The following is a 25,671-nucleotide window of genomic DNA, read 5'->3' as shown; positions in this document are numbered from 1 at the left end:
ATCAAAGCGTGAAAGACCTGGGCGTACTCCTGCCCCTCATCCTCCTCATTGCCGGGTTCTACTTCCTGGTGCTCCGTCCGGCGCGGGCGCGCCAGCAGGGGTTTCTCAAGGTGCAGAGTGAGCTCGCCCCCGGCGCGCGCGTGATGATCGCCAGCGGCATCTTCGGTGACGTCGTGGCGGTCGGCGACGACACGATCGAGCTGCGGGTCGCGGTCAACACGGTCATCACCGTCAAGCGCCAGGCCGTCGCGCAGGTCATCCCGGCTGAGACTCCCGAGACCGAAACGAGCACTGAGGACTGATGGCGACCACTCCCAGGAACCGGGGCTCGAAGGCGGCCAGCAACCTGCCTCGCCCCAAGCGCACCCTTGCACTCTTCCTCGTCGCGATCGTCGCGCTCTACGGCCTCGTCGCGCTCCTCAACCTCGACAACAAGAAGAGCGACGACAGCGCCTGGAAGCCCAAGCTCGGCCTCGACCTCGAGGGCGGCACGCGCATCACGCTGCAGGCCAAGGCCACCTCGGGCAGCATCACCAAGCCCAAGCTCGAGCAGGCCCGCGACATCATCGACCAGCGCGTCAATGCGAGCGGCGTGACCGAGGCCGAGGTCACGACGCAGGGCAAAGACCAGATCATCATCGAGATCCCCGGCCAGAAGCGGGCCAACATCGTCGACCAGGTCGGCCGCACGGCCCAGCTCCGGTTCCGCCTCGTGTGGGCCGGCAACCTGACGAGCGCCGCCAAGCCGACCGATACCTCGAAGCAGCAGGACATCATCGACAAGCTCGACTGGTCGAAGCTGACCCTTGACCAGATGCTCAAGGCGGAGACGACCGGCGTCCAGAGCCTCCCCAAGGAGTTCCAGCCGGGCGTAGCGGCGTTGCAGGAGCAGGCCAAGGGATTCCAGTGCGTGTCCAAGGGTCTCAAGGTCGACGACGTGGCCGACCGGCCGCTCGTGACGTGTGATCCGACGAGCGGCGAGGTGCAGGTGCTCAGCCCCGCGATCATCCGCGGCACGGACGTCAAGACGGCTTCGCCCCAGCTGCAGCAGCAGCAGGTCAACTGGTCGGTCCAGCTCAAGTTCAAGAGCAGCGGCAAGGACATCTTCACCAAGGTCAACAAGGCGCTCGTCGAACAGACCAACAACGGCAACGAGCAGGCCAGCCGGTTCGCCATGGTGCTCGACGGCGAGATCATCAGCGCACCGACGACCAACGGACTCATCACCAACGGCAAGCCGGAGATCACCGGCAACTTCGACGCGAACTCGGCCAAGGCGCTCGCCAACCAGCTCAAGTACGGCGCGCTGCCCCTGACATTCGGCCTCAACGGCAGCGAGGAGATCGGCCCGTCGCTGGCCGGCACGCAGCTGCACGCGGGCCTGCTCGCCGGCGTCATCGGACTGATCCTCGTCGTGGTCTACTGCCTCTTCTACTACCGCGGCCTCGGGCTGGTGATCATCGGTTCGCTGCTCGTCGCCTCGGCACTGACGTTCGTGCTGGTCCTGCTGCTCGGTGAGGGCGTCGGGTTCACCCTGACGCTGCCCGGCATCGCCGGACTGATCGTCGCGATCGGCATCACGGCAGACTCGTTCATCGTGTTCTTCGAGCGCATCCGCGACGAGGTGCGCGACGGCAAGTCGCTGCGCCTCGCGGTGGAGGCCGGCTGGGCGCGCGCGAGGAGCACGATCCTGGCCGCCGACGCCGTGTCGATCATGGCCGCGCTGACCCTCTACTACTTCGGCATCGGCGTGGTGCGCGGGTTCGCATTCGCGCTCGGTCTGACGACCCTGATCGACATCGTCGTCGTGTTCTTGTTCACCAAGCCCTTGGTGTCGGTGCTCGCACGGACGAAGTTCTTCGGCCAGGGCCACAAGCTGTCGGGTCTCGACGCAGCGCACCTGGGCATCTCGGGCCGCAAGGTGTCCGAGATCGCTCGAACCGCCCGACCCAGCACCACTGGAGAGGTCAACTGATGGGCCGCATCAGCACATTCGGACAGCACCTCTACGAGGGACGCGTCTCGTTCGACTTCGTCGGACGCCGCAAGCTCTGGTACTCGATCTCGGTGATCATCGTGATCGTCGCCGCCTCGGCGTTCGTGCTTCGTGGTTTCAACTACGGCGTGGAGTTCAAGGGTGGCGTCGAGTTCACCGCCACGGTCAAGACCGCCAACTCCGCGACGTCGGACGACATGGTCCAGGCCGTCGAGGACGCCAACGTCCCCGAGGCGGGCGACCCGACGGTGCAGACCGCCGGCAACGACTCGATCACCATCCAGACTCGTGCTCTGAGTCAGGACCAGGCCACGAAGATCACCCAGTCGCTCGAGAAGGCCGGTGCGACCGACGTCAGCCAGAACCTGATCGGCCCGACGTACGGCAAGCAGGTGGCGACCAAGGCCTTGAAGGGCCTGATCGCGTTCCTGCTCCTCGTCGTGATCTTCATCTGGATCTACTTCCGCGAGTGGCGCATGTCCGTCGCGGGCATCGTCGCCCTGGCACACGACCTCGTCATCACGGGAGGGGTCTATGCGCTGTCGGGCTTCGAGGTGACGCCGGCGACGGTCACGGGCCTGCTGACGATCCTCGGCTACTCGCTCTACGACACCGTGGTGGTGTTCGACAAGGTGCGCGAGAACACGCGAGGCATCCTCAAGTCGACGTCCAAGACGTATGCCGAGCAGGCCAACCTGGCCCTCAACCAGACGCTCGTCCGCTCGATCAACACCTCGGTCACGGCCCTGCTGCCCGTGGGCGCGCTGCTGTTCGCCGGCGCTGCGATCCTCGGCACCGGACCGCTCAAGGACTTGGCGCTCGCCCTGTTCGTGGGCATGCTCGCCGGCACCTACTCCTCGATCTTCATCGCGACGCCGTTCGCGTCACAGCTCAAGGAGCGCGAGCCGGCCATCAAGGCCCAGGCCGCTCGCGTCATGGCCAAGCGCGCCAAGCAGGGTGACGCCCCGGTCGTGGAGACCGCCGCGCCCGTGGTGCACCGTCCTGTCGCCTCCTCGGGAGCCTCGAAGCGTACGCAACCGTCACGCCAGCCGAGGTCCAAGCGCGGCAAGCGATAACTCCGCTGCGGCGGCGACTAGGAGCACCGATGAAGAACTCGATCGCCTGGGTGGGCGCCCTTCTGCTCGTCGGCGTCCTGGCGGCCTGCAGCGGCGGTGACGGCGGCAACGAGGACGACTACTGCGCCGATGCCAAGAAGGCGGCGCCGACGTTCAAGAGCCTGAGCGCCGGCGACTTCGCGGGCGCCAAGGACACCTTCGCGCTGTCGCACCAGCTGGCCGACGAGGCTCCCGACGAGGTCGAGAAGGACTGGGCCAAGATCGACAAGGTCAACACGACCGTCGAGAAGGCGTTCAAGGAGGCCGGCCTGAAGTTCGAGGACCTCAGCCGCGTCGAGAAGGGCGACATCCCCAAGGGGGTCAACGCCTCGCGGCTCCAGAGCCTCGCCAAGGAGATGTCCGCGCTGTCGGGCACCGACTTCACCAGCGCCGCCAAGCGGATCGACGCGCATGCCAAGAAGGTCTGCGACGTGACGCTCCATGTCGGTTCCTAGCCCCCACGAATCGACGGAGAACGCGTGAACGACCTCACCCGGACGATCGACCGCCTCGTGCGCCCGATCGAGGACTGGCCCGAGCCCGGGGTGACGTTCCGTGACATCACACCCTTGCTCGCCGACCCGGCCGCACTGCCGGCCGTGATCGACGGGCTCGTCGAGCTGGCGGAGAAGGTCGGTCCGGTCGACGCGGTCATCGGCATCGAGGCGCGGGGGTTCCTGTTCGGACCCAGCATCGCGGTGCGCCTCGGCGCGGGGTTCGTACCGGTGCGCAAGGCCGGCAAGCTCCCGTCGCACTCGCTGTCCACGTCGTACGAGCTGGAGTACGGTGCGGCGGTGCTCGAGATGCACGTCGACGCGTTGGCGCCTGGGGCGCGGGTGCTGGTCGTCGACGACGTGCTCGCCACCGGCGGCACGATGCTGGCCGCCGCTGACCTCGTACGACAAGCCGGCGCGACCGTCGCCGGCAACCTCGTGCTCATCGAGCTGCTGGCGCTCGGGGGGCAGGATCGCCTCGCACCGGTCGGCTGTGCGAGTCTGCGTACGTACTGACCCCGTCCCAGGAACGAGATCCATGAATCCCCATCAGGTCCGTGTCGTCGCCCTCGTGCTCGTCGCCGTGCTGGTCCTCGCCGCTGGTGCCACCCTGATCGACGGTCTCCTGACCTGACCTGCGCGTTGACCGGCTGGCATACCATTGTCAGACACAGTGAGGAACGCGATGGCTGAACGGATCGAGGCGCCGCCGGCCGAGTCGAAGAACGCCGACTCGGCGCCGGCCTCTGCGCGCGTCCGCAACCGGCTGGCCCGCATCGGCGGCAAGTCCGGATCCGCCGACGTCGTCCTCGATCCGCTGCTCAAGGTCTATCGCACGACGCATCCCAAGGGCGACGTCTCGTCGATCCGCAAGGCGTACGAGATCGCCGAGCGCATGCACGAGGGGCAGACCCGCAAGAGCGGCGATCCCTACATCACCCACCCGTTGGCCGTGGCCACGATCCTCGCCGAGCTCGGCATGACGGCGCCGACGCTGTGCGCCGCCCTGCTCCACGACACTGTCGAGGACACCGACTACACGCTCGAGGAGCTGAGCGCCGACTTCGGCGACGAGGTGCGTCAGCTCGTCGACGGCGTCACCAAGCTCGACAAGGTCAAGTACGGCGACTCCGCGCAGTCCGAGACGATCCGCAAGATGGTCGTCGCGATGAGCCGCGACATCCGCGTGCTCGTCATCAAGCTCGCCGACCGCCTGCACAACATGCGTACGCTCCGCTACCTGCGGCAGGACAAGCAGGAGCGCATCGCCCGCGAGACGATCGAGATCTTCGCGCCGTTGGCCCACCGGCTCGGCATGAACACGATCAAGTGGGAGCTCGAGGACCTCGCGTTCGCGACGCTGCATCCCAAGGTCTACGACGAGATCGTGCGCCTGGTCGCCGACCGGGCCCCGTCGCGCGAGCAGTTCCTGGAGCGGGTCGTCAGCGACGTCGAGTCCGACCTGCGGCACGTCAAGCTCAAGGCCAAGGTGTCCAGCCGGCCCAAGCACTACTACTCGATCTACCAGAAGATGCTGGTGGGCGGCCGTGAGTTCTCCGACATCTTCGACCTGGTCGGCGTACGCATCCTGGTCGACACCGTCGCGGACTGTTACGGCGTCCTCGGCGTGCTGCACGCCCGGTGGAACCCGATCCCCGGGCGGTTCAAGGACTACATCTCGGTCCCGAAGTTCAACATGTACCAGTCGCTGCACACGACCGTGATCGGCCCGCAGGGCAAGCCGGTCGAGCTGCAGATCCGTACGTACGCCATGCACCGACGCGCCGAGTACGGTGTCGCGGCGCACTGGAAGTACAAGGAGGACGCGACCGCGGGCAAGGCCGGCAAGGGTCCCGACAAGGACGACATGCTGTGGCTGCGTGAGCTGCTCGACTGGCAGTCCGAGACCGCCGACTCGGTCGACTTCCTCGACTCGCTGCGGTTCGAGATCAACAACGCCGGTGTCTACGCCTACACGCCGCGGGGTGACCTCATCCAGCTGCCGGCCAAGGCCACGCCGGTCGACTTCGCCTACGCGGTGCACACCGAGGTCGGCCACGCCTGCATCGGGGCGCGCGTCAACGGCCGACTCGTGTCGCTGGAGTCCGAGCTCGAGAGCGGCGACGTCGTTGAAGTCTTCACGTCGAAGTCGCCCGACGCCGGGCCGAGTCGTGACTGGCTCGAGTTCGTCGCCAGCCCCCGTGCGCGCAACAAGATCCGCCAGTGGTTCACCAAGGAGCGACGCGAAGAGGCGATCGAGCGCGGCAAGGACCTCATCGCCAAGCAGATGCGCAAGGAGGGCCTGCCGCTCCACCGCCTGTTCCGCCACGAGACGCTCGACACGGTCGCCAAGGAGCTGCACCTCGCCGACGTGTCGACGCTCTACGCGTCGGTGGGCGAGGGCAACGTCGGTGCGCAGAACGTCGTCGAGCGGGTCATCGACCTCGCCGGTGGGCGTGAGGGAGCCGAGGAGGATCTCGCGGAGGCGACCTCGTTGCCCGGTGTCGGCGTACGCCGGCCGCGCACCGAGAGTCGTGATGCCGGCGTCGTCGTCGAAGGGCTCGAGGGCGACTTCATGATCAAGCTGGCCCGGTGCTGCACGCCGGTGCCGGGTGACACGATCGAGGGGTTCGTGACGCGTACGGCGGGGGTGTCGGTGCATCGCACCGACTGCGTCAACCTGATCGCACTGCGAAGCCAGCCCGAGCGCCTCGTGGCGGTGCACTGGGCGCCGACCGGCAAGAGCACGTTCCTCGTCGCGGTGCAGGTCGAGGGGCTCGATCGCCCCCGGCTGCTCAGCGACATCACGCGGGTCATCTCCGACCAGCACGTCAACATCTTGTCGGCCTCGCTGTCCACCGGCCGTGACCGGGTGGCCAAGTCGAAGTTCACGTTCGAGATGGCCGACCCCAAGCACCTGGGCCACGTGCTCTCAGCCGTACGCACGGTCGAGGGCGTCTTCGACGTCTACCGCCTCACCCAGTAGCCCCAGCCCCGCGATTCGTGAAGCTGCAGGCGCTTCACGGTCGCGGAAACGCCTCCAGCTTCACAAATCGCGGAGATGACGGGTCAGGAGAAGTCGGCCTGGGCCTTCTTGGCCATGTCGAGGAAGGCCTCCTTGGAGGCCTTGTCGGCCTCGAGGTCCTTGACCTTCTTCTTGTCGCCCTTGGCCTCGGCCGCGGCGATCTTCTCGCCGACCTCGTCGATCGCCCGCTGCAGCTTGCCGATCATGTCGTCGGCGCGCGCGGACTTCTCCGGGTCGGTCTTCTTCCACTTGCTCTCGGTCGCCTCGCGCACGGCCTGCTCGACCTTGCGGATGCGTGCCTCGAACTCACCGATCTTGGCCCGCGGGACCTTGCCGGCGGCCTCCCAGCGATCGGCGATGTCGAGCCAAGCCTTGCGGGCGGCGTCGATGTCCTTGATCGGGAGGAGCTTCTCGGCCTCGGCGAGGATCTCGAGCTTCTTCTCGGCGTTGACCTCGTACTCGGCGTCGAGCTTGGCGTTGGCCTCGTCGCGCGCCGTGAAGAACGCGTCCTGCGCGGCACGGAACCGCTTCCAGAGCTTGTCCTCGACGTTGCGGGGCGCCGAACCGGCCTTCTTCCACTCCGTCATGAGGTCGCGGTACTTGCCCGCCGTCGGTCCCCACTCCGTCGACGTCGAGAGCGCCTCGGCCTCGACGATCAGCTTCTCCTTGATCGTCTTGGCGTGCTCCCGCAGCGTCGACTGCTCGCCGAAGTGGGTCTTGCGACGTCGTGTGTACGCCGTGCGGGCCGTGCTGAAGCGGTGCCACAGCTCGTCGTCGGCGGACTTGCTGAGCCGGGGGAGCGCCTTCCACTCGTCGAGCAGGGCGCGGAGCTTGTCGGCGCCGGCCTTCCAGTCGCTGCCTGCGGCGATCTTCTCGGCCTCTTCGGCGATGCGCGTCTTCTCGGTCTGCGCCTCCGCGACCTTGGCGGCCCGCTCGACCTTGCGCTGCTCGCGCTGCTTGTCGATCGCCGGTTGCAGGGCGTCGAGCCGCTTCAGCAGCGAGTCGAGGTCGCCGAGCGCCTGGGCGTCGACGATCTGCGCGCGCACCTTGGTGACGGCCTTCGCCGCGTCGTCGGGGGAGAGTGCGCCACCTTCGAGGCGCTTCTCGAGCAGGTCGACCTCGACCTCGAGCCCCTCGAAGCGTCGTACGTACAACGACATCGCCTCAGCGGGATCACCGCCGGGCCACTGGCCGATCAGTCGTTCACCGTCAGTGGTCTTGACGTAGACATTGCCTTCGTCGTCGACACGACCCCAAGGGTTCGTGGGCGCAGAACTCATGGGCGACAGTCTAGGGTGTGTCCGCCAGTTCACGGTCGGCGCACGCGCCCCCGCATCCCGCCTGCCTGCGTTATCGTCGGTCGCCGCACAACCCCGGTGCGCCTCCCTCCTCTGCCTTGTCAGCCGGGCGCGGATGACGCGTGCCCTGATCGACCGCCAACTGGCGGACACACCCTGGGCGTCAGCCGGTCGCTGGGTGGTCAGTGCGTCTCGCGTACCCTGTCGCACGTGCTTCTCACGTCATTTTCGGCCGGTCCGCTGCAGGCGAACTGCTATTTCGTGTCCCGTGGTCCCGGGACTGGCTGCGCGATCGTCGACCCCGGAATGGACGCCATGAAAGGTGTCCATGCGGTCGTCGCCGAGCACAACCTGACTCCGTCGGCGGTGCTCATCACCCACGGCCACTTCGACCACATGTGGTGCGCCCAGGAGGTCGCGAGCGAGTACGGCTGCCCGGTCTGGATCCACCCGGCCGACAAGCACCTGCTCGCCGATCCCATGGCGGCGATCTCCAACGAGTCCGCGGCGATGCTGCGCGCCCAGCTCGGCATGACGGACATCCCTGACTTCACCGAGCCCGACGACGTACGCGATGCGGTCGACGGCGCGCGCATCGAGGTCGACGGCCTGACGTTCCTCGTCGACCATGTGCCCGGCCACACGCCCGGCACAGTGTTCTACCGCGTCGACTACGACGGCCCTGAGGACGTCTCGCAGGTCATGTTCTCCGGTGACTTCCTGTTCGCCGGGTCGATCGGGCGCACCGACCTCAACGGCGGCTCGCACCCGCAGATGCAGGACAGCCTGCGCGACCGCGTCCTGCCGCTCGACGACGACATCGTGGTGCTGCCCGGTCACGGCGGCCAGACGTCGATCGGCCGCGAGCGCGCCACCAACCCGTTCCTCGCGGAGCTGATCGCATGAGCGAGCGCAGCGAGCGAGTCATCAGGGCACTCATGCCGACGTCTCCGTATCGTGGGTTCTTGACGGGGGCGACGGCATGAGCAAGCTTTCGGGCTTCCCCGAGTTCCTGCCGGCGGAGCGCAACGTCGAGCTGATCGTGCTCGACCACCTCCGGGCGGTCTTCGAGCTGCACGGCTTCGCGTCGGTCGAGACCCGCGCGGTCGAGACGATGGACCAGCTGCTGCGCAAGGGCGAGATCGACAAAGAGGTCTACGTCCTGCGCCGTCTGCAGGCCGGCGAGGGCGACAGCGACTCCGGCATGGGCCTGCACTTCGACCTCACCGTGCCGTTCGCCCGGTACGTCCTGGAGAACGCCGGCAAGCTGGAGTTCCCGTTCCGCCGCTACCAGATCCAGAAGGTGTGGCGCGGCGAGCGCCCCCAGCAGGGCCGCTTCCGCGAGTTCACGCAGGCCGACATCGACATCGTCGCCAAGGACGCGCTGCCGTTCCACTTCGACGTCGAGATCGCCCAGGTCATGGCCGAGGCGTTGTCGGGCCTGCCGGTGCCGCACCTGACGCTCCAGGTCAGCAACCGCAAGGTCCTCGAGGGGTTCTACCTCGGCCTCGGCATCGCCGAGCCCACGACCGTCATGCCGATCGTCGACAAGCTCGACAAGGTGCCGGCCGACAAGATCACCGAGCTGCTGCAGACCGACGCCGGCCTCACCGCTGATCAGGCGGCCCAGTGCCTCGCCCTGGCCGACGTACGCACGACCGACGCGTCGTTCGTCGATGACGTACGCGCGCTCGGCGTCAGCCACCCGCTGCTCGACGAGGGGCTCGAGGAGCTCCGCCAGGTCCTGGTCGGCGCGGCCGGCGCCGAGGGCGTCGACATCGTGGCCGACCTCCGGATTGCCCGCGGGCTCGACTACTACACCGGCACGGTCTTCGAGACCCGCATGGCGGGTTACGAGCACCTCGGCTCGATCTGCTCCGGCGGCCGCTACGACCAGCTCGCCTCCGACGGCAGGAACACCTATCCCGGTGTCGGCATCTCCCTCGGCGTCTCACGGCTCCTCGTGCCGCTCGTCGCCGACGGCCTCACCGCCGATCGCTCGGTGCCCAGCGCCGTCCTCGTCGCACTCGTCGACGAGGAGTCCCGGCAGGCCAGCGTCGACGTCGCCGCGGCGCTCCGTGCACGCGGCATCCCCACGGAGGTCGCCGCGAACGCCCAGAAGTTCGGCAAGCAGATTCGCTACGCCGAACGCCGGGGCATACCGTTTGTGTGGTTCCCCGGCGAGACCCACCAGGTCAGGGACATCCGCGTCGGCGAGCAGAGCGACGCCGATCCCGCGACCTGGACGCCGTCCGCCGCAGACCTCAAGCCTCAGATCCTCAGAACACCTAGCAAGGAGCAGAACACGTGATCCGCACCCACGACGCCGGAAGCCTGCGCGCCGAACACATCGGCCAGCAGGTCACCCTCGCCGGATGGGTGGCGCACCGTCGAGATCACGGTGGTGTCGCGTTCATCGACCTGCGGGAGGCCTCCGGCGTCGTCCAGGTCGTCATCCGCGAGGAGGTCGCGCGTCAGCTGCGGGCCGAGTTCTGCCTCAAGGTCGTCGGCACGGTGCAGAAGCGGCCCGAGGGCAACGAGAACGACGGCCTGCCGACCGGCGAGATCGAGGTCATCGCCGATGACGTCGAGATCCTCAGCGCGGCCGCACCCCTGCCGTTCCCGATCGACGACCACGTCGACGTCGGCGAGGAGGCTCGCCTCAAGTACCGCTACCTCGACCTGCGCCGCAGCGGCCCGGCCGCCGCGATCCGCCTGCGCAGCAAGGTCAACGCCGCCGCGCGCGAGGTGCTCGCCGCCAAGGACTTCGTCGAGATCGAGACCCCGACGCTCACCCGATCGACGCCCGAGGGCGCTCGTGACTTCCTGGTGCCCGCCCGGCTCAAGCCCGGCAGCTGGTACGCCCTGCCGCAGAGCCCTCAGCTCTTCAAGCAGCTGTTGATGGTCGGCGGCATGGAGCGCTACTACCAGATCGCCCGCTGCTACCGCGACGAGGACTTCCGCGCCGACCGGCAGCCCGAGTTCACCCAGCTCGACATCGAGATGAGCTTCGTCGAGCAGGCCGACGTCCTCGAGCTCATGGAGCAGATCCTCGTCAAGATGTGGTCGCTCATCGGCTACGAGATCCCGACGCCGATCCCGCACATGACCTACGCCGAGGCGATGCGCCGGTTCGGCTCCGACAAGCCCGACCTGCGGATGGGCCAGGAGCTCGTCGAGTGCACGGAGTTCTTCAAGGACACCCCGTTCCGGGTGTTCCAGGCGGAGTACGTGGGCGCTGTGGTGATGCCCGGCGGCGCGTCGCAACCGCGCCGTCAGTTCGACGCCTGGCAGGAGTGGGCCAAGCAGCGCGGGGCGCGTGGCCTGGCGTACATCACCATCTCGGAGGACGGCGAGCTCGGTGGTCCCGTGGCGAAGAACCTCTCCGACGCCGAGCGCGCCGGCATCGCCGAGCACGTCGGCGCCAAGCCCGGTGACTGCGTCTTCTTCGGCGCCGGAGCCACCAAGTCGACGCGTGGCCTGCTCGGTGCTGCCCGACTCGAGATCGGTGAGCGCTGCGACCTGATCGACAAGGACGCCTGGGAGTTCGTCTGGGTGGTCGACGCGCCGCTGTTCGAGCCGTCGAGCGACGCCGTCGCCTCGGGCGACGTCGCGGTGGGTGCCGGAGCCTGGACGGCCGTGCACCACGCGTTCACCTCGCCGCAGGACCTCGACACGTTCGACACCGATCCCGGCAACGCGATCGCCTGGGCGTACGACATCGTGTGCAACGGCAACGAGCTCGGTGGCGGCTCGATCCGAATCCACCGCGAGGACATCCAGAAGCGCGTCTTCGCGATGATGGGCATCGGCGAGGAGGAGGCGCAGGAGAAGTTCGGCTTCCTGCTCGACGCCTTCAGCTTCGGCGCCCCGCCGCACGGCGGCATCGCCGTCGGCATGGACCGCATCTGCGCGCTGCTCGCCGGCGCCGACTCGATCCGTGAGGTCATCGCGTTCCCGAAGTCCGGTGGCGGGTTCGACCCGCTGACGGCAGCCCCTGCGCCGATCACGCCGGAGCAGCGCAAGGACGCGGGTGTCGATTGGAAGCCGGAAAAGGCAGACGTCGCACCCGGCAACTAGGCTCGATGCATGAGCGACGACGGGCTGTTCGACCTTCCTGAAGCGCCCCCGTCGACCGGCACCGGGGGCGGCAGCCTCTCGGGCAACACGCACTCGTCGGCACCGCTGGCCGTACGCATGCGGCCGCGGTCGCTCGACGAGCTCGTCGGCCAGCAGCACCTGCTGGCACCGGGATCGCCGCTGCGGCAGATGATCGAGGGCAACCAGCCGCTCACGATCCTGCTGTGGGGCCCTCCGGGCACCGGCAAGACCACGATCGCCAGCCTGCTCAGCGCGCACACGCAGCGCCGGTTCGTCGAGGTCTCTGCGGTCTCAGCCGGCGTCAAGGAGGTCCGCGAGACGATCGCGGGCGCCCGTCGCGCGCTGGCGCAGAGCGGCGTCGAGACCGTCCTGTTCGTCGACGAGGTGCACCGCTTCAGCAAGTCCCAGCAGGACGCGCTGCTGCCCGGCGTCGAGAACCGCTGGGTGTCCCTCGTGGCGGCGACGACCGAGAACCCGCACTTCAGCGTCATCTCGCCGCTGCTGAGCCGCAGCCTGCTGCTGACGCTCGAGTCGCTGACCGACGACGACATCGGCGTGCTCGTCGACCGCGCGCTCACCGACGAGCGCGGGCTCGGCGGCACCGTGACGCTGACCGACGAGGCCAAGAGCCACCTCGTACGCCTCGCCGGTGGCGACGGCCGCCGCGTGCTGACCTACCTCGAGGCCGCCGCCGGCGCGGCGACGAGCCAGGGCAAGACCGAGATCGACGTCGACGACGCCGCCCTGGCCGTCGACAAGGCTGCCGTCCGCTACGACCGGCAGGGCGACCAGCACTACGACGTCATCAGCGCGTTCATCAAGTCGATCCGTGGCTCCGACGTCGACGCGTCGCTGCACTATCTCGCTCGCATGATCGAGGCAGGGGAGGACCCGCGGTTCATCGCCCGGCGCTTGATGATCCATGCGAGCGAGGACATCGGCATGGCCGATCCCACGGCCCTCCCGCTGGCCACGGCGACGGCGCAGGCCGTTGCGATGATCGGTTTCCCCGAGGCGCGCATCCCGCTGGCCCAGGCCGTGATCCACCTGGCGTCGGCGCCGAAGTCCAATGCGGTCGTCGAGGCGATCAACCGGGCGCAGGCCGATGTGCACGCCGGCAAGGTCGGTGCCGTTCCGCCCGCGCTGCGCGACGCGCACTACTCCGGCGCCAAGCAGCTCGGCCATGGTCACGACTACAAGTACCCCCACAACGACGTCCGTGGGGTGGTCGGCCAGCAGTACGCTCCCGACGACGTCGACGGCGCGACTTACTACGAGCCCAGCGAGCACGGGTTCGAGGCGCGGTTGGGCGAACGTCTCGCCGTGATCCGGGCCATCCTGCGCGACCGCTGACGAGATAAGGTCGGGGGCATGTCGGCGGAGCTGTGGATCCTCGTCGCGACGGCGGTTCTCGCGGTCGTGGCGATCGGTGCTGCACTCATCGCCGTACGTGCCGCGCGGCGCGGCTCCCGGTTCGCGCCCGTCCCGCCGGAGCGCCTCGCGGTGCCCCAGACCAGGGAGCTCGCGCGACTCGACCCGTTGCCGGACATCGAGCCCGTCTCGCACGACGTCGACCCCATCCACAGCGAGCTCGAGCCCCGGGTCGTCGAGGGGCATCTCATCGTCCCGCCGTCGCAGCAGCAGGTCGTCAACACCGCGCTGGGCCGCCCCGGCGTACGCCTCTCGATCCTCGCCCACGGCCTCGCCCACGCGCTGCGCCCCGAGAGCCGCGACCGCATCACTTCGCTGATGCGCCGTGAGTATCGTCGCCGCCGTCGTGAACGACTGCAGGCGGGCCGCCGGGCCGTACGCGCCGGCCGTCCCACCCCGCCCTCCGAGGAATGGCTGGGGGGATCGTGAACGAGCGCCAGCTGAGGATCCCCCGGCGAGTTCTGCGAGCAGGGGGCGTGAACAATCAAGCGCCGATGCCGGCACGTCCGTACCGTTGCTTCTCATTGGAGGTGGCGGCATGAAGTCACGGGTCGTGTGGTTCGTCGCCGGCTCCGCCGCGGGGCTCTACGCCTCGGTCAAGGCGCGCCGAGCCGCCTACCGGCTCTCCACGCCGGGTCTCGTCGACCAGGCCGCAGCCCTCGGGCTCGGCTGGCGAGCGTTCAGCTCAGAACTTCGAGACGGCATGGAGGCCCGCCAGCGCGACATCGCGCTCGGGTTGTCCGGCGCCTCCGATGACCACACCGACCTGCTCCGCCTCGAGGCCGAGCACACCCAGAAGGACCAGACCTGATGCAGACCGCGGAGATCCGCCGCCGATTCCTCGCGCACTTCGAGAACGCCGGCCACACCGTCGTGCCCTCGGCGCCCTTGCTGTTCGACGACCCCAACCTGTTGTTCGTCAACGCCGGCATGGTGCCGTTCAAGCCCTACTTCCTGGGCCAGGAGACACCCCCGTGGAACACCGCCACGAGCGTCCAGAAGTGCGTCCGCACGCAGGACATCGAAGAGGTCGGCAAGACCACCCGCCACGGCACGTTCTTCCAGATGAACGGCAACTTCTCGTTCGGTGACTACTTCAAGGCCGGCGCCATCACGCACGCCTGGAGCCTCATCACGAGCTCCGTCGACGACGGCGGGCTCGGCTTCGACCCCGAGACGATCTGGGTCACCGTGCTGCACTCCGACGACGAGGCGCGCAGCCTCTGGAAGGAGATCGCCGGCCTGCCCGACGAGCGCATCCAGAGCCGCGGCCTGCTCGACAACTACTGGCACATGGGCGTCGCGGGCCCCGGCGGTCCGGCGAGCGAGATCTACGTCGACCGCGGCCCCGAGTTCGGCCCCGACGGCGGCCCGGTCGTCGACGAGGACCGCTTCCTCGAGATCTGGAACCTCGTGTTCATGCAGGAGGAGATCACCAACGTCCGCGCCAAGGACCAGTTCGACGTCCTCGGCGACCTGCCCAACAAGAACATCGACACCGGCATGGGCCTGGAGCGCGTCGCCTACCTGTTGCAGGGCAAGGGCAACCTCTACGAGATCGACGAGGTCTTCCCGGTCATCGAGAAGGCGTCGGAGATCTCCGGACGCACCTACGGCAAGGACCACGCCGACGACGTGCGCTTCCGCGTCGTCGCCGACCACGTCCGCAGCGGCCTGATGCTGATGGGCGACGGCGTCACGCCGGGCAACGAGGCACGCGGCTACGTCCTGCGCCGCCTGCTGCGCCGGGCCGTGCGCTCGATGCGCCTGCTGGGCTACGACGACCCGGCCCTGCCCGAGCTGCTCCCCGTGAGCCTCGACCGCATGAAGGCGTCCTATCCCGAGCTCGAGGCCGACTTCCCGCGCATCTCGCAGATCGCGTACGCCGAGGAGGACGCGTTCCGCCAGACCCTCGGCAAGGGCACGCAGATCTTCGAGAGCGCCGCGATCGCGGTCAAGGTCGGCGGCGGCACCACGCTGCCGGGCGAGCAGGCGTTCGCGCTGCACGACACCTACGGGTTCCCGATCGACCTGACGCTCGAGATGGCCTCCGAGCAGGGCCTCGCCGTCGACGAGGACGGCTTCCGGTCGCTCATGGCCGAGCAGCGCTCGCGCGCCAAGGCCGACGCGAAGTCCAAGAAGGGCGCCCACGCCGACACGACCGTCTACCGCGCTGCGCTCGACGCCAACGGCCCGACCGACTGGCTGGCCTACACCGACCTGACGACCGAGTCGCGGGTCATCGCGCTGATCGCCGGTGGCGACAGCGTCCCGGCGATCACGGCCGGCTCGATCGGTGAGGTCGTGCTCGACCGCACGCCGTTCTACGCCGAGTCCGGTGGTCAGAACGCCGACGCCGGCGTCCTGACCTGGGACGGCGGCCGCGCCGAGGTGCTCGACGTGCAGCGTCCCGTGCGCGGCCTCGTCGTGCACCAGGTGCGCGTGCTGGACGGTGAGCTGACGCTCGACCAGCAGCTCGAGGCAGCGGTCGACCCCGAGTGGCGTCTGGGTGCCCGCCAGGCGCACTCCGGCACCCACGTCGTGCACGCCGCGCTCCGCGAGGTGCTCGGCCCCACCGCGCTGCAGTCCGGCTCCTACAACCGCCCGGGCTACCTGCGTCTCGACTTCGGCTGGAACAGCGCGTTGTCGCCCGACCAGCTGCACGACGTCGAGGAGGTGTCCAACCGTGCCCTGCGTGCCGACCTGGCGGTCAGCGCACAGATCATGTCGCTGCCCGAGGCGCGCGAGTGGGGTGCGCTCGCGCTGTTCGGCGAGACGTACGGCGAGGACGTCCGCGTCGTCGAGATCGGCGGGCCGTGGTCGCGTGAGCTGTGCGGTGGCACGCACGTCGAACGCTCGTCGCAGATCGGCACGCTCGTGGTGACGTCCGACGGCTCGGTCGGTGCGGGCAACCGGCGCATCGAGGCGCTGACCGGCATCGAAGGGTTCGACTACCTCGCCCGCGAGCGTGACGTCGTGCGCCAGCTGACCGAGATCCTCAAGACGCAGCCCGACGAGGTGCCTGCACGCGTACGCGACCTGGTCGAGCGGCTCAAGACCGCCGAGAAGACCGCCGAGCGCATGAAGGCTGCACAGCTCCTCGGCGCTGCGGGCGACGTCGCGGCCTCGGCCAAGGACATCAACGGCGTCGCCTACGTCGGTCACCACGCGGCAGGCGCCGGCGGGGGAGACGTGCGCACGCTCGCGCTCGACATCCGTGGCCGCCTCCGTGATCGCCCGGCTGTCGTCGTCGTGATCGGTGACGCCGGCGACAAGCCGGCAGCAGTCGTCGCGCTCAACGACGCTGCCCAGGAGCGGGGCCTGTCGGCCAACCAGCTCATCGGCGTCGTCGGCGACAAGATCGGTGGCCGCGGTGGCGGCAAGGCCGACGTGGCCCAGGGCGGCGGCACGGACGTCTCGGCGATCCCGGCGGCGCTCGCAGCGGTCGAGGCGGCACTGTCAGCGTGACCATGCGTCGTGGCCGGCGGGTCGGCGTGGACGTCGGAGACGTACGCATCGGGGTCGCCGTGAGCGATCCCGACGGCATCCTCGCGACGCCCGTCGAGACGGTTGCGGCCGGTGCCGGCGCAATCGCCAGGCTGGCCGAGATCGTGCGCGAGTACGAGCCGATCGAGTGCGTCGTCGGCCTCCCCGTCGGCCTGTCCGGCCGCGAGGGCCCGGCGGCGACCAAGGTGCGTACGTTCTGCGCCGAGCTGCTGCCGGCCATCGCGCCGGTGCCGATCCGGCTGTTCGACGAGCGCATGTCGACCATGACGGCCGAGGGGCAGCTGCGACACAGCGGACGCTCCGGAGCATCCAGACGAACCGTGATCGACCAGGCTGCCGCTACGGTGATCCTGCAGACGGCACTGGACACAGAACGGACCCGCGGGTCCGCCCCCGGAGAGAGCTTGTGAGGGATCGATGAGTGACAGCGGACTGGACCTGATGACGGGCGGCTCCTCGGGCCCCGGACGCAGGCGTGCCGATTCGCCCCCGAGCAAGCCGTGGGGACGCCGGATCGTGACGCTGGTCGTGATCCTTGCGCTGGTGTTCGGCGGGGTCTTCGTGTGGAAGAAGGTGTCAGGCTTCATCAGCGGCCCGGCCGACTACTCCGGCAGCGGCACCGGCAGCGTCACCGTCGAGATCCCGCAGAACTCCAACGGCCAGCAGATCGCCGACATCCTCGCCGAGAAGGACGTCGTCAAGAGCGCCGAGGCGTTCTACCAGCTCGCGCTCAAGGATTCGCGGTTCCAGGCGATCCAGGCCGGCTACTACAAGGTCAAGAAGCAGATGTCCGCCGAAGCGGCGATGAAGGCCCTGTCCAACAAGGCCAACATCGTCGGGGCGCCGGGGGAGAGCCGCGTGACGATCCCCGAGGGCTCCCGCGTCAAGAACATCGTCAAGATCATCGCGGCCAAGACCAAGATCTCGGCTGCCGACCTCAACAAGGCGCTCAAGGATCCCGACGCGATCGGCCTGCCCGCGGTGGCCAAGGGCAACCCCGAGGGCTACCTGTTCCCGGCGACGTACGCCGTCGGCGCCAAGACGACCGCGACGCAGCTGCTCAAGCAGATGGTCGCCAAGACGTTGTCCGTCGCCAAGGACCTCGACATCGGCACCCGGGCGCGTGCGCTGGGCCTCGACGGTGAGCAGGTGCTCACCGTGGCCAGCATCCTGGAGTACGAGGCCAAGAAGGACTCGGACTATCCCAAGGTCGCGCGGGTGCTCTACAACCGGCTCAAGGACGGCATGCTGCTCCAGCTCGACTCGACCGTGTCCTACGCGAGCGGCCGTGAGGGCGACGTGTTCACGACCGAGGACGAGCGCAACTCCGACTCGCCCTACAACACCTACAAGGCCGCGGGGCTGCCGCCCGGACCCATCGGCTCGCCCGGTCAGAAGACCATCGAGGCGGCCCTCAACCCGGCCGACGGCGACTGGCTCTACTTCGTCGCGGTCAACCTCGAGACCGGTGAGACGGTGTTCTCCAACACCAAGGCCGAGCACGACGCCGCCGTCCAGAAGCTGCAGGACTACTGCCGGTCCGCGGACGCCAAGGGCTGCTGATGCACTGCGCAGTCCTGGGCTCGCCGATCGCCCATTCGCTCTCGCCGGCGATGCACCGCGCCGCGTACGCCGAGCTCGGCCTCGACTGGACCTACGAAGCCGTCGAGCTCGCGGAGGACGGACTCGAGCTGTTCCTGTCGTCGCTGGGTGACGACGTACGCGGGTTCTCCGTCACGGCACCGCTCAAGCGCCGGGTCGCCGCGTTGGTGCCCGAGGCGAGCGAGATCGTCGGCCGCCTCGGTGTGGCCAACACGATCCTCGTCGAGGACACCGGCCTGCGGTCCGACAACACCGACGTCCCGGGCGCTGTCGCGGCACTGCTCGAGCGTGGGGTCGAGCAGGCCCGCTCGGCCCGCATCCTCGGCGGCGGAGCGACCGCGGCGTCGATGGCCTACGCCGTCGCGTCGATCGGCGCCGAGCGCGTCGAGTTCGTCGTCCGAGAGCCGGCCCGCGCCACCGAGGCAGCACAGGCCGCCAAGGCGGCCGGACTCGCGGTGACGATCCACACGATCGACGAGCCGCTGATCGACAAGCTCGACCTGCTGATCTCGACGGTGCCCGGCGAGGTCGTCGGATCCCGTTCGCACGAGCTCGTCGACTCGTCCCGCGCGGTGTTCGACGTCGTCTACGACCCATGGCCCACGCCGATCGCCAAGGCCGCCGAGCAGGCCGGCGTACGCGTCGTGTCCGGCCTCGACCTGCTGGCGCACCAGGCGGCGCTCCAGATCGAGCTCATGACCGGCAGCCAGGTTTCTCCACAGGTGTTGCGCCGAGCCGCGTTGGCCGAGCTCTCGACCCGCTAGGTTCACACCCGTGACCATCGCCATCGCCGCTGTGATCGCGGCGCTGATCGGCGCGGCGGGACCCTACGTGCTGCGGCGGATGCCGGAGCCGCCCGAGCCCGACGACGACAAGGTGACCTACGCCGAGCTGTCGCGGACTCGCGGGCTGACGGCGGGACTGGCGATCGGCGCTGCGCTCATGGCCGGGATCGTCGCTTGGAAGATCGAGCACGCCGAGCTCCTGCCCGTGTGGGTGCTGGTCGCCGGGGTGGGCTCGTGGCTGGTGTTCATCGACTGGCGCACGCGGCTGCTGCCATACGTCGTGGTGGCGCCTACCTACCTGGCGACGTACGCGCTGGTAGGGCTCGGCGCCCTCCTGCTGCAGGACGTCCAGGTCTTCGTGCATGCGCTCGTCGCCAACGTCGTGGTCTACGTGATCTTCCGGGTGCTCTACTGGATCGCTCGCGGCGCGTTCGGCTTCGGAGACGTACGCCTCTCCGGCGTGCTCGCCACAGCCCTCGGAGCGCTGGGCACCGACGAGGTCCTCGTCGGGATGTACGCCGGGTTCATCCTCGGCGCGGTGTTCGGGATCGTGCTATCGCGCCTGAAGATCGTCGACTCCAAGTCGTACGCGTTCGGGCCCTACATGGTCGTCGGCGCGATCATCGGTGCGGCGTGGGGATCGGCGCTCTACGGCTGACTTGACCTTGCCCTCGGGGTCAACGTCTAGCGTGGTCGGCATGAGGATCGGCGAGGTTGCCCGGCAGGCCGGGGTCACCATCAAGGCAGTGCGCTACTACGAGTCGCTCGGGCTGGTCTCGGCGCAGCGGCTCGGCAACGGCTATCGCGACTACGACGACCGTGCGGTGCGCCTGGTCCGTGAGATCCATGCGCTCGGCGCTCTCGGCATCAAGGCCGAGCAGACCCGCCCGTTCCTCGACTGCCTGGTCTCGGGCAACGCGGAGGGCGACGACTGCCCCGCGTCCCTCGAGACGTACCGCTCGGCGATCACCGACATGAGCGCGCGGATCGCCGACCTGACGGAGCGTCGCGACGCGCTGATCGAGCTGCTGGCCAAGGCCTCCGACCGCGCCGAACCACTCTGCGACCTGACCCCCACCAACCTCGACCTCCAGGAGATCCGATGAGCAGCATTCCCGCCGTCACCGACGCGACGTTCGCCGAGGAGGTGCTCGCCTCGGAGACCCCCGTGCTCGTCGAGTACTGGGCCGAGTGGTGCGGCCCGTGCCGGCAGGTCTCGCCCGTGCTCGAGGAGCTCGCCGACGACTACGGTGACCGGCTCCGCATCGTCAAGATGAACTCCGACGAGAACGTCGTCACGGCCGCCGCCCAGCGGGTCATGGCCGTGCCGACGCTCCAGGTGTTCCAGCGGGGCGAGCTGGTCGCGTCGATCGTCGGCGCGAAGCCCAAGCGGGCGCTGGCCGCCGAGCTCGACCGCTTCGTCCAGTAGGGCGGACGCCGTCCCGGGCAACCGGTGGGGCGTGGGAGAATTGCTTCCATGCTTCGTTGGTTGACCGCAGGTGAGTCGCACGGCCCCGCCCTTGTCGCCGTCCTCGAGGGATTGCCGGCCGGAGTGCAGGTGACCAGCAAGGACATCCAGGCGGCGCTCGCGCGCCGGCGCCTCGGCTACGGCCGCGGCGCCCGCATGGCGTTCGAGCAGGACGAGCTCGAGATCGTCGGCGGCCTGCGCCACGGCTCGACGATAGGCAGCCCGATCGCCCTGCGCATCGGCAACAGCGAGTGGCCCAAGTGGGAGCAGGTGATGGCGGCCGATCCGGTCGACGCCGACGTCCTCGACGGTCTCAAGCGCAACGCGCCACTGACCCGCCCGCGTCCCGGTCACGCCGACCTCGCCGGCATGCAGAAGTACGGCTTCGACGAGGCCCGCCCGATCCTCGAGCGCGCGAGCGCCCGCGAGACCGCGGCTCGTGTCGCGCTGGGTGAGATCGCCGCGCAGTTCATCCAGCAGACGACTGGAGCAACGATCGTGTCCCACGTCGTCGAGCTCGGCACCGTTCGCGCGCCGGCCGGGGTCATCCCGAGCCACGGCGACGTCGAGGCGCTCGACGCCGACCCGGTCCGTTGCTTCGACCCCGAGACCAGTGCCGCGATGGTCGCCGAGATCGACCAGGCCCACAAGGACGGCGACACGCTCGGCGGTGTCGTCGAGGTCATCGTCGAAGGGCTGCCTCCGGGACTCGGGTCGCACACGCACTGGGACAAGCGGCTCGACGGGCGCCTCGCCGCGGCGCTGATGGGCATCCAGGCCATCAAGGGTGTCGAGCTGGGCGACGGCTTCGAGCTGGCCCGCACGCGTGGCTCGCTCGCGCACGACGAGATCGTGCCCACGGCCGACGGCATCCGTCGGGTGTCGGGTCGCTCCGGCGGCACCGAGGGTGGCATGACGACCGGCGAGATCCTGCGCGTACGCGCTGCGATGAAGCCCATCGCGACGGTGCCGCGCGCCCTGCGCACGGTCGACGTCGAGACCGGCGAGGAGGCCCGCGCCCACCACCAGCGCTCTGACGTCTGTGCCGTCCCGGCTGCGGGCATCGTCGCTGAGGCGATGGTCGCCCTGGTGGTCGCCGACGCGATCCTCGAGAAGTTCGCCGGCGACGCGGTCGAGGAGACCCGCCGCAACGTCGAGGGCTACCTCGCGAACCTGAGGCACCGTTGAGCCCCGTTGTCGTCCTCGTCGGTCCGCCCGGTGCGGGCAAGACCACCGTGGCTGAGACGCTGGCCCAGAGGTTGGGAGCAGCGTTCCGCGACACCGATCAGGATGTCGAGGCCACCGAGGGCGTGTCGGTGCAGGACATCTTCATCGACCACGGCGAGGCTCACTTCCGCGCCCTGGAGGAGAAGGCCGTCGCCGCGGCACTGAGCGACCACGACGGGGTGCTCGCCCTTGGCGGCGGTGCCGTGCTCAGCGCCACGACCCGTGAGCTGCTCAAGCAGCATCGCGTGATCTTCCTCGACGTGAGCCTCCCCGCCGCCGTTGCGCGCGTCGGCATGAACGCCAACCGGCCGCTGCTGCTCGGCAACGTCCGCGCCCAGATGAAGAACCTGATGGACCAGCGCCGCCCGCTCTACGCTGAGGTCGCGCGTTTCACGATCGTCACCGACGAGCTGGACGCCGACGAGGTCACCGACCGAGCCCTGACCCTGATCGCAGAGGATCCCGCATGACCACGCGCCTGACCGTGCCCACCGATCGCCCGTACGACGTGGTGATCGGCAACGGCGTGCACGAGCAGCTGCGCGGACTCATCGGCTTCGGCCTCGGCGTCCTGCGCGTCGCGATCATCCACTCGCCGACGATGGCCAAGCAGGCCGAGGTGCTGCGTGAGCCGCTGGTCTCCGACGCGCTCGAGGTGCACCTGATCGAGGTGCCCGACGGGGAGTCGGCCAAGACCGCCGACGTGCTGGCGTTCTGCTGGAAGGTGCTCGGCGAGGCGGGCTTCACCCGTTCGGACGTCATCGTCGGCCTGGGCGGCGGGTCCACCACGGACCTCGCCGGATTCGTCGCAGCCAGCTGGTTGCGGGGGGTCCGCTTCGTCAACGTCCCGACGACGGTGCTCGGCATGGTCGACGCCGCGGTCGGCGGCAAGACCGGCATCAACACCGGCGAGGGCAAGAACCTCGTCGGCGCGTTCCACGAGCCGGTCGGGGTGCTCTGCGACCTCGACGTGCTGCACAGCCTGCCTGCCGCCGAGCTGCGCAGCGGGTTGGCCGAGGTCGCCAAGTGCGGCTTCATCGCCGATCCCACGATCCTCGACCTGATCGAGGCCGCGCCCGAGTCGCTCGCAGACGCGTCGTCGCCGATCGTCGCCGAGCTGATCGCCAAGGGCATCACGGTCAAGGCCCGCACGGTCGCCGGCGACCTCCGCGAGACCGGTGAGGACGGGATCGGCCGCGAGGCGCTCAACTACGGTCACACGTTCGGCCACGCGGTCGAGCGGTTCGAGCACTACCGCATCCGTCACGGCGAGGCGGTGTCCATCGGCATGGTGTTCGTCGCCGAGGTGGCGCACCGCGCCGGCCGCATCGACCAGGACCTGCTGGACCGCCACCGCTCGATCCTCGGCGCGCTGGGGCTGCCCATGACCTACCGGCCGGGCATCTGGGAAGCGCTGTCGGCCACGATGCGGCTCGACAAGAAGACCCGCGGCGACCAGTTGCGCTTCGTGGTGCTCGACGGACTGGCGAGGCCGGCGATCCTTGCGGGACCTGACGAGCAGCTGATCCTCGACGCCTATCGGGCGATCTCCTCGTGAGCACGGCCGCGCGCCGCGAGCGCCTCGTCGCGGAGCTCGCCGGCCGGGGCCTCGATGGCATCGTGGTCACGACCCTGGTCAACGTCCGCTATCTCACCGGCTTCACCGGCTCCAACGGAGCCCTGGTCGTGCCGCGCGAGGGCGATGCGGTGTTCCTCACCGACGGCCGCTACCGCGACCAGGCGGACGCGGAGCTGCCCGACGTCACGCACCAGATCGGCCGTGACCTGCTCGGCGGTGCCGTCGAGCACATCGCCGGCGGGTCCTGGGCGGTCGAGACGCACACGCTCAGCGTCGACAGCCACAGGCGGCTCAGCGAGCTCGCGCCCGGCACTGCGTTAGTGCCGGCGGAGCGGGTCGTCGAGTCGTTGCGCGAGGTCAAGGACGACGTCGAGGTCGATGCCCTGCGCCGGGCGTGCGACATCTCGACCCGGGCGCTCGACTCGTTGCTGCAGGGCCCACTTGCAGGTCGTACGGAGCGGGCCGTAGCCCGCGACCTCGAGAACCGCATGCTCGACCTCGGCGCCGAGGCGATCGCGTTCGAGACGATCCTCGCCGCGGGAGAGAACTCGGCGATCCCGCACCACAGCCCCACGGATCGCCTCCTCGGCGACGGTGACCTGGTCAAGATCGACTTCGGTGCCCGCGTCGACGGCTACCACGCCGACTGCACGCGTACGTTCGTGCTCGGCCGCGCCGACGACTGGCAGCGCGAGATCCACGCGGCCGTACGTGAGTCGCAGGCGGCCGGGCTCGAGACCCTGCGCGAGGGCGTGGCGGTCGCCGATTCGTACGCTGCGGCGACCGCCAGCCTGGAGGCTGCAGGGTGGCTCCACGCGTTCACGACGGGGCTCGGACACGGCGTCGGGCTCGAGATCCACGAGGACCCGTTCATCGGGGCCTCACACACAGGTAAACTGGCTAGTCGCACTGTCCTCACGATGGAGCCGGGCATCTATGTCCCGGGTCGCGGGGGAGTGCGTATCGAAGACACCGTCCTCGTGACCACGGGCGCCCCCGAGGTGCTCACCACGATGACCAAAGACCTCCTGGAGATTGGCTGATGGCCACCACGAACGACATCAAGAACGGCATGGTCCTCGACCTCGACGGACAGCTCTGGTCCGTCGTGTGGTTCCAGCACCACAAGCCCGGCAAGGGCGGCGCGATGGTCAAGACGACCCTCAAGAACGTCATGAGTGGCAAGACCGTCGACAAGACGTTCAACGCGGGCCTCAAGATCGAGACCGCCAACGTCGACAAGCGCGACTTCCAGTACCTCTACCACGACGGCGACTCGTACGTCTTCATGGACAAGACGACGTACGACCAGATCAACATCCCCGAGGCCGTCGTCGGTGACGCCAAGGACTACATGCTCGACAACCAGGACGCGATGGTCGCGATGCACGAAGGCGTGCCGCTCTACATCGAGCTCCCGGCGTCGGTCGAGCTGCTCGTCGAGTACACCGAGCCGGGCCTCCAGGGCGACCGCTCGAGCGGCGGCACCAAGCCGGCCCGCCTCGAGACCGGCAAGGAGATCCAGGTCCCGCTGTTCATCGTCAACGGCGAGAAGATCAAGGTCGACACCCGCGACGGCAGCTACCTCGGTCGCGTGCAGGCCTGATGGCCGCTCGTACGAAGTCCCGCAAGCGCGCCCTCGACATCCTCTTCGAGTCCGAGGCGCAGAGCCTGCCGCCCGGCGGCACGCTGGCCGATCGTCGGGCCGACGCGGAGTACCCGGTCAACGACTACGCGGTGCTGCTGATCGAGGGCGTCGTCACGCATCGTGACCGGCTCGACGAGATCATCGCCGAGAACGCGAAGGACTGGACGCTCGAGCGCATGCCGGCTGTCGACCGCAACCTGCTGCGCATCGGGGCCTACGAGATCCTCTACGTCGACGACGTCCCCGACGCCGTCGCCGTCAGCGAAGCCGTGAGCCTCGCGAGCGACCTGTCGACCGACGAGTCGCCGTCGTTCGTCAACGGCCTGCTGAGCAAGATCGTCGAGCTCAAGCCCACCCTGGCCGTCTGACCAGCGCCTACGCCCGCGATTTTGTGG

Annotated in this window: 26 protein-coding genes; 25 read left to right on the top strand and 1 reads right to left on the bottom strand. The window is 69.0% G+C overall.

Translation table 11 applies throughout. The features are described from left to right. The first annotated feature begins 8 nt into the window (after positions 1 to 8). From yajC to ASE12_RS03640, 6 genes are all read left to right on the top strand, one after another. Entirely contained in the window at positions 9 to 302 is a 294-nt protein-coding gene (gene yajC / locus ASE12_RS03665; RefSeq protein WP_056397087.1) for a preprotein translocase subunit YajC, read from the top strand. After that, positions 302 to 1,975 carry a protein translocase subunit SecD gene (gene secD / locus ASE12_RS03660; protein ID WP_056397084.1) on the top strand — a complete coding sequence of 558 codons (1,674 nt, stop codon included), beginning with the start codon at positions 302 to 304 and terminating at the stop codon, positions 1,973 to 1,975. Before yajC ends, secD begins: the two co-directional genes overlap by 1 nt. After that, a complete protein-coding gene (gene secF / locus ASE12_RS03655) occupies positions 1,975 to 3,072 on the top strand; it encodes a protein translocase subunit SecF (protein WP_056397081.1) in 1,098 nt (365 codons plus the stop codon). The genes secD and secF overlap by 1 nt, the downstream gene beginning before the upstream one ends. Positions 3,073 to 3,101: 29 nt before the next feature. Continuing rightward, the gene (locus ASE12_RS03650; RefSeq protein WP_056397078.1) at positions 3,102 to 3,566 is read left to right on the top strand and encodes a hypothetical protein; all 465 of its coding nucleotides are present in this window, start codon (positions 3,102 to 3,104) and stop codon (positions 3,564 to 3,566) included. 24 nt (positions 3,567 to 3,590) lie between these two features. Then, positions 3,591 to 4,121 carry an adenine phosphoribosyltransferase gene (locus ASE12_RS03645; RefSeq protein ID WP_056397077.1) on the top strand — a complete coding sequence of 177 codons (531 nt, stop codon included), beginning with the start codon at positions 3,591 to 3,593 and terminating at the stop codon, positions 4,119 to 4,121. A gap of 169 nt (positions 4,122 to 4,290) precedes the next feature. Then, on the top strand, positions 4,291 to 6,591 hold the full coding sequence (locus ASE12_RS03640) for a bifunctional (p)ppGpp synthetase/guanosine-3',5'-bis(diphosphate) 3'-pyrophosphohydrolase (protein ID WP_082582050.1): 2,301 nt from the start codon (positions 4,291 to 4,293) through the stop codon (positions 6,589 to 6,591). Positions 6,592 to 6,674: 83 nt separating this feature from the next. Here ASE12_RS03640 and ASE12_RS03635 read toward each other — a convergent pair whose 3' ends face one another. Next, a complete protein-coding gene (locus ASE12_RS03635; RefSeq protein ID WP_056397074.1) occupies positions 6,675 to 7,910 on the bottom strand; it encodes a DUF349 domain-containing protein in 1,236 nt (411 codons plus the stop codon). Positions 7,911 to 8,138: 228 nt separating this feature from the next. Between ASE12_RS03635 and ASE12_RS03630 the strand changes: the two genes are divergently transcribed. The 19 genes from ASE12_RS03630 to nusB all read left to right on the top strand — a co-directional run bounded on the left by ASE12_RS03630 (position 8,139) and on the right by nusB (position 25,644). After that, a complete protein-coding gene (locus tag ASE12_RS03630) occupies positions 8,139 to 8,834 on the top strand; it encodes an MBL fold metallo-hydrolase (protein ID WP_056397072.1) in 696 nt (231 codons plus the stop codon). Positions 8,835 to 8,910: 76 nt separating this feature from the next. Then, entirely contained in the window at positions 8,911 to 10,239 is a 1,329-nt protein-coding gene (gene hisS, locus ASE12_RS03625; RefSeq protein ID WP_056397070.1) for a histidine--tRNA ligase, read from the top strand. Beyond that, a complete protein-coding gene (gene aspS / locus ASE12_RS03620; protein ID WP_056397067.1) occupies positions 10,236 to 12,008 on the top strand; it encodes an aspartate--tRNA ligase in 1,773 nt (590 codons plus the stop codon). Before hisS ends, aspS begins: the two co-directional genes overlap by 4 nt. 9 nt (positions 12,009 to 12,017) lie before the next feature. Beyond that, the gene (locus ASE12_RS03615) at positions 12,018 to 13,382 is read left to right on the top strand and encodes a replication-associated recombination protein A (RefSeq protein WP_056397064.1); all 1,365 of its coding nucleotides are present in this window, start codon (positions 12,018 to 12,020) and stop codon (positions 13,380 to 13,382) included. Between the two features lie 18 nt (positions 13,383 to 13,400). Continuing rightward, the gene (locus ASE12_RS03610) at positions 13,401 to 13,889 is read left to right on the top strand and encodes a hypothetical protein (protein WP_056397061.1); all 489 of its coding nucleotides are present in this window, start codon (positions 13,401 to 13,403) and stop codon (positions 13,887 to 13,889) included. A gap of 109 nt (positions 13,890 to 13,998) precedes the next feature. Continuing rightward, complete coding sequence (locus ASE12_RS03605; protein ID WP_056397060.1) at positions 13,999 to 14,271, top strand: DUF6167 family protein; 273 nt, start codon at positions 13,999 to 14,001, stop codon at positions 14,269 to 14,271. Continuing rightward, positions 14,271 to 16,928, top strand: a complete 2,658-nt coding sequence (alaS, locus tag ASE12_RS03600; protein WP_056397058.1) for an alanine--tRNA ligase — start codon at positions 14,271 to 14,273, stop codon at positions 16,926 to 16,928. Before ASE12_RS03605 ends, alaS begins: the two co-directional genes overlap by 1 nt. Before the next feature lie 2 nt (positions 16,929 to 16,930). Next, positions 16,931 to 17,377: a Holliday junction resolvase RuvX gene (ruvX, locus tag ASE12_RS03595; protein WP_056397055.1), complete on the top strand. Its 447-nt coding sequence runs from the start codon at positions 16,931 to 16,933 to the stop codon at positions 17,375 to 17,377. 7 nt (positions 17,378 to 17,384) lie between these two features. After that, positions 17,385 to 18,530: an endolytic transglycosylase MltG gene (gene mltG / locus ASE12_RS03590; protein ID WP_056397052.1), complete on the top strand. Its 1,146-nt coding sequence runs from the start codon at positions 17,385 to 17,387 to the stop codon at positions 18,528 to 18,530. Beyond that, entirely contained in the window at positions 18,530 to 19,333 is an 804-nt protein-coding gene (locus ASE12_RS03585) for a shikimate dehydrogenase (protein ID WP_056397049.1), read from the top strand. The genes mltG and ASE12_RS03585 overlap by 1 nt, the downstream gene beginning before the upstream one ends. Before the next feature lie 10 nt (positions 19,334 to 19,343). Beyond that, on the top strand, positions 19,344 to 20,012 hold the full coding sequence (locus tag ASE12_RS03580; RefSeq protein WP_056397047.1) for an A24 family peptidase: 669 nt from the start codon (positions 19,344 to 19,346) through the stop codon (positions 20,010 to 20,012). A 40-nt stretch (positions 20,013 to 20,052) separates the two neighbouring features. Then, positions 20,053 to 20,460, top strand: coding sequence for a MerR family DNA-binding transcriptional regulator (locus ASE12_RS03575; RefSeq protein WP_056404502.1), 408 nt, complete (start codon positions 20,053 to 20,055; stop codon positions 20,458 to 20,460). Then, positions 20,457 to 20,783, top strand: a complete 327-nt coding sequence (gene trxA, locus ASE12_RS03570) for a thioredoxin (RefSeq protein WP_056397044.1) — start codon at positions 20,457 to 20,459, stop codon at positions 20,781 to 20,783. Before ASE12_RS03575 ends, trxA begins: the two co-directional genes overlap by 4 nt. Positions 20,784 to 20,831: 48 nt before the next feature. Continuing rightward, positions 20,832 to 22,010 (top strand): chorismate synthase, encoded by a 1,179-nt coding sequence (gene aroC, locus ASE12_RS03565; RefSeq protein WP_056397041.1) that lies wholly within the window; start codon positions 20,832 to 20,834, stop codon positions 22,008 to 22,010. After that, complete coding sequence (locus ASE12_RS03560; protein ID WP_056397038.1) at positions 22,007 to 22,519, top strand: shikimate kinase; 513 nt, start codon at positions 22,007 to 22,009, stop codon at positions 22,517 to 22,519. Before aroC ends, ASE12_RS03560 begins: the two co-directional genes overlap by 4 nt. Further along, positions 22,516 to 23,607: a 3-dehydroquinate synthase gene (gene aroB / locus ASE12_RS03555; protein ID WP_056397034.1), complete on the top strand. Its 1,092-nt coding sequence runs from the start codon at positions 22,516 to 22,518 to the stop codon at positions 23,605 to 23,607. The genes ASE12_RS03560 and aroB overlap by 4 nt, the downstream gene beginning before the upstream one ends. Further along, positions 23,604 to 24,671, top strand: coding sequence for a Xaa-Pro peptidase family protein (locus ASE12_RS03550; protein ID WP_056397031.1), 1,068 nt, complete (start codon positions 23,604 to 23,606; stop codon positions 24,669 to 24,671). The genes aroB and ASE12_RS03550 overlap by 4 nt, the downstream gene beginning before the upstream one ends. After that, positions 24,668 to 25,234: an elongation factor P gene (gene efp / locus ASE12_RS03545; protein WP_056397028.1), complete on the top strand. Its 567-nt coding sequence runs from the start codon at positions 24,668 to 24,670 to the stop codon at positions 25,232 to 25,234. Before ASE12_RS03550 ends, efp begins: the two co-directional genes overlap by 4 nt. Further along, positions 25,234 to 25,644 carry a transcription antitermination factor NusB gene (gene nusB, locus ASE12_RS03540; RefSeq protein ID WP_056397025.1) on the top strand — a complete coding sequence of 137 codons (411 nt, stop codon included), beginning with the start codon at positions 25,234 to 25,236 and terminating at the stop codon, positions 25,642 to 25,644. The genes efp and nusB overlap by 1 nt, the downstream gene beginning before the upstream one ends. Positions 25,645 to 25,671 lie beyond the last annotated feature (27 nt).

It is taken from the genome of Aeromicrobium sp. Root236, from assembly GCF_001428805.1.
Lineage (GTDB): Bacteria > Actinomycetota > Actinomycetes > Propionibacteriales > Nocardioidaceae > Aeromicrobium.
This window is presented reverse-complemented; position numbering and strand designations above follow the sequence as displayed.

Bases quoted from the DNA above. Each gene is read 5' to 3' on its own strand.
- ASE12_RS03640 (WP_082582050.1), top strand. From the start codon at position 4,291: ATGGCTGAACGGATCGAGGCGCCGCCGGCCGAGTCGAAGAACGCCGAC.
- ruvX (WP_056397055.1), top strand. From the start codon at position 16,931: ATGCGTCGTGGCCGGCGGGTCGGCGTGGACGTCGGAGACGTACGCATC.
- hisS (WP_056397070.1), top strand. From the start codon at position 8,911: ATGAGCAAGCTTTCGGGCTTCCCCGAGTTCCTGCCGGCGGAGCGCAAC.
- ASE12_RS03575 (WP_056404502.1), top strand. From the start codon at position 20,053: ATGAGGATCGGCGAGGTTGCCCGGCAGGCCGGGGTCACCATCAAGGCA.
- aroC (WP_056397041.1), top strand. From the start codon at position 20,832: ATGCTTCGTTGGTTGACCGCAGGTGAGTCGCACGGCCCCGCCCTTGTC.
- ASE12_RS03585 (WP_056397049.1), top strand. From the start codon at position 18,530: ATGCACTGCGCAGTCCTGGGCTCGCCGATCGCCCATTCGCTCTCGCCG.
- ASE12_RS03610 (WP_056397061.1), top strand. From the start codon at position 13,401: ATGTCGGCGGAGCTGTGGATCCTCGTCGCGACGGCGGTTCTCGCGGTC.
- trxA (WP_056397044.1), top strand. From the start codon at position 20,457: ATGAGCAGCATTCCCGCCGTCACCGACGCGACGTTCGCCGAGGAGGTG.
- secD (WP_056397084.1), top strand. From the start codon at position 302: ATGGCGACCACTCCCAGGAACCGGGGCTCGAAGGCGGCCAGCAACCTG.
- nusB (WP_056397025.1), top strand. From the start codon at position 25,234: ATGGCCGCTCGTACGAAGTCCCGCAAGCGCGCCCTCGACATCCTCTTC.
- mltG (WP_056397052.1), top strand. From the start codon at position 17,385: ATGAGTGACAGCGGACTGGACCTGATGACGGGCGGCTCCTCGGGCCCC.
- secF (WP_056397081.1), top strand. From the start codon at position 1,975: ATGGGCCGCATCAGCACATTCGGACAGCACCTCTACGAGGGACGCGTC.
- ASE12_RS03605 (WP_056397060.1), top strand. From the start codon at position 13,999: ATGAAGTCACGGGTCGTGTGGTTCGTCGCCGGCTCCGCCGCGGGGCTC.
- aroB (WP_056397034.1), top strand. From the start codon at position 22,516: ATGACCACGCGCCTGACCGTGCCCACCGATCGCCCGTACGACGTGGTG.
- ASE12_RS03635 (WP_056397074.1), bottom strand. From the start codon at position 7,910: ATGAGTTCTGCGCCCACGAACCCTTGGGGTCGTGTCGACGACGAAGGC.
- ASE12_RS03615 (WP_056397064.1), top strand. From the start codon at position 12,018: ATGAGCGACGACGGGCTGTTCGACCTTCCTGAAGCGCCCCCGTCGACC.
- alaS (WP_056397058.1), top strand. From the start codon at position 14,271: ATGCAGACCGCGGAGATCCGCCGCCGATTCCTCGCGCACTTCGAGAAC.
- ASE12_RS03650 (WP_056397078.1), top strand. From the start codon at position 3,102: ATGAAGAACTCGATCGCCTGGGTGGGCGCCCTTCTGCTCGTCGGCGTC.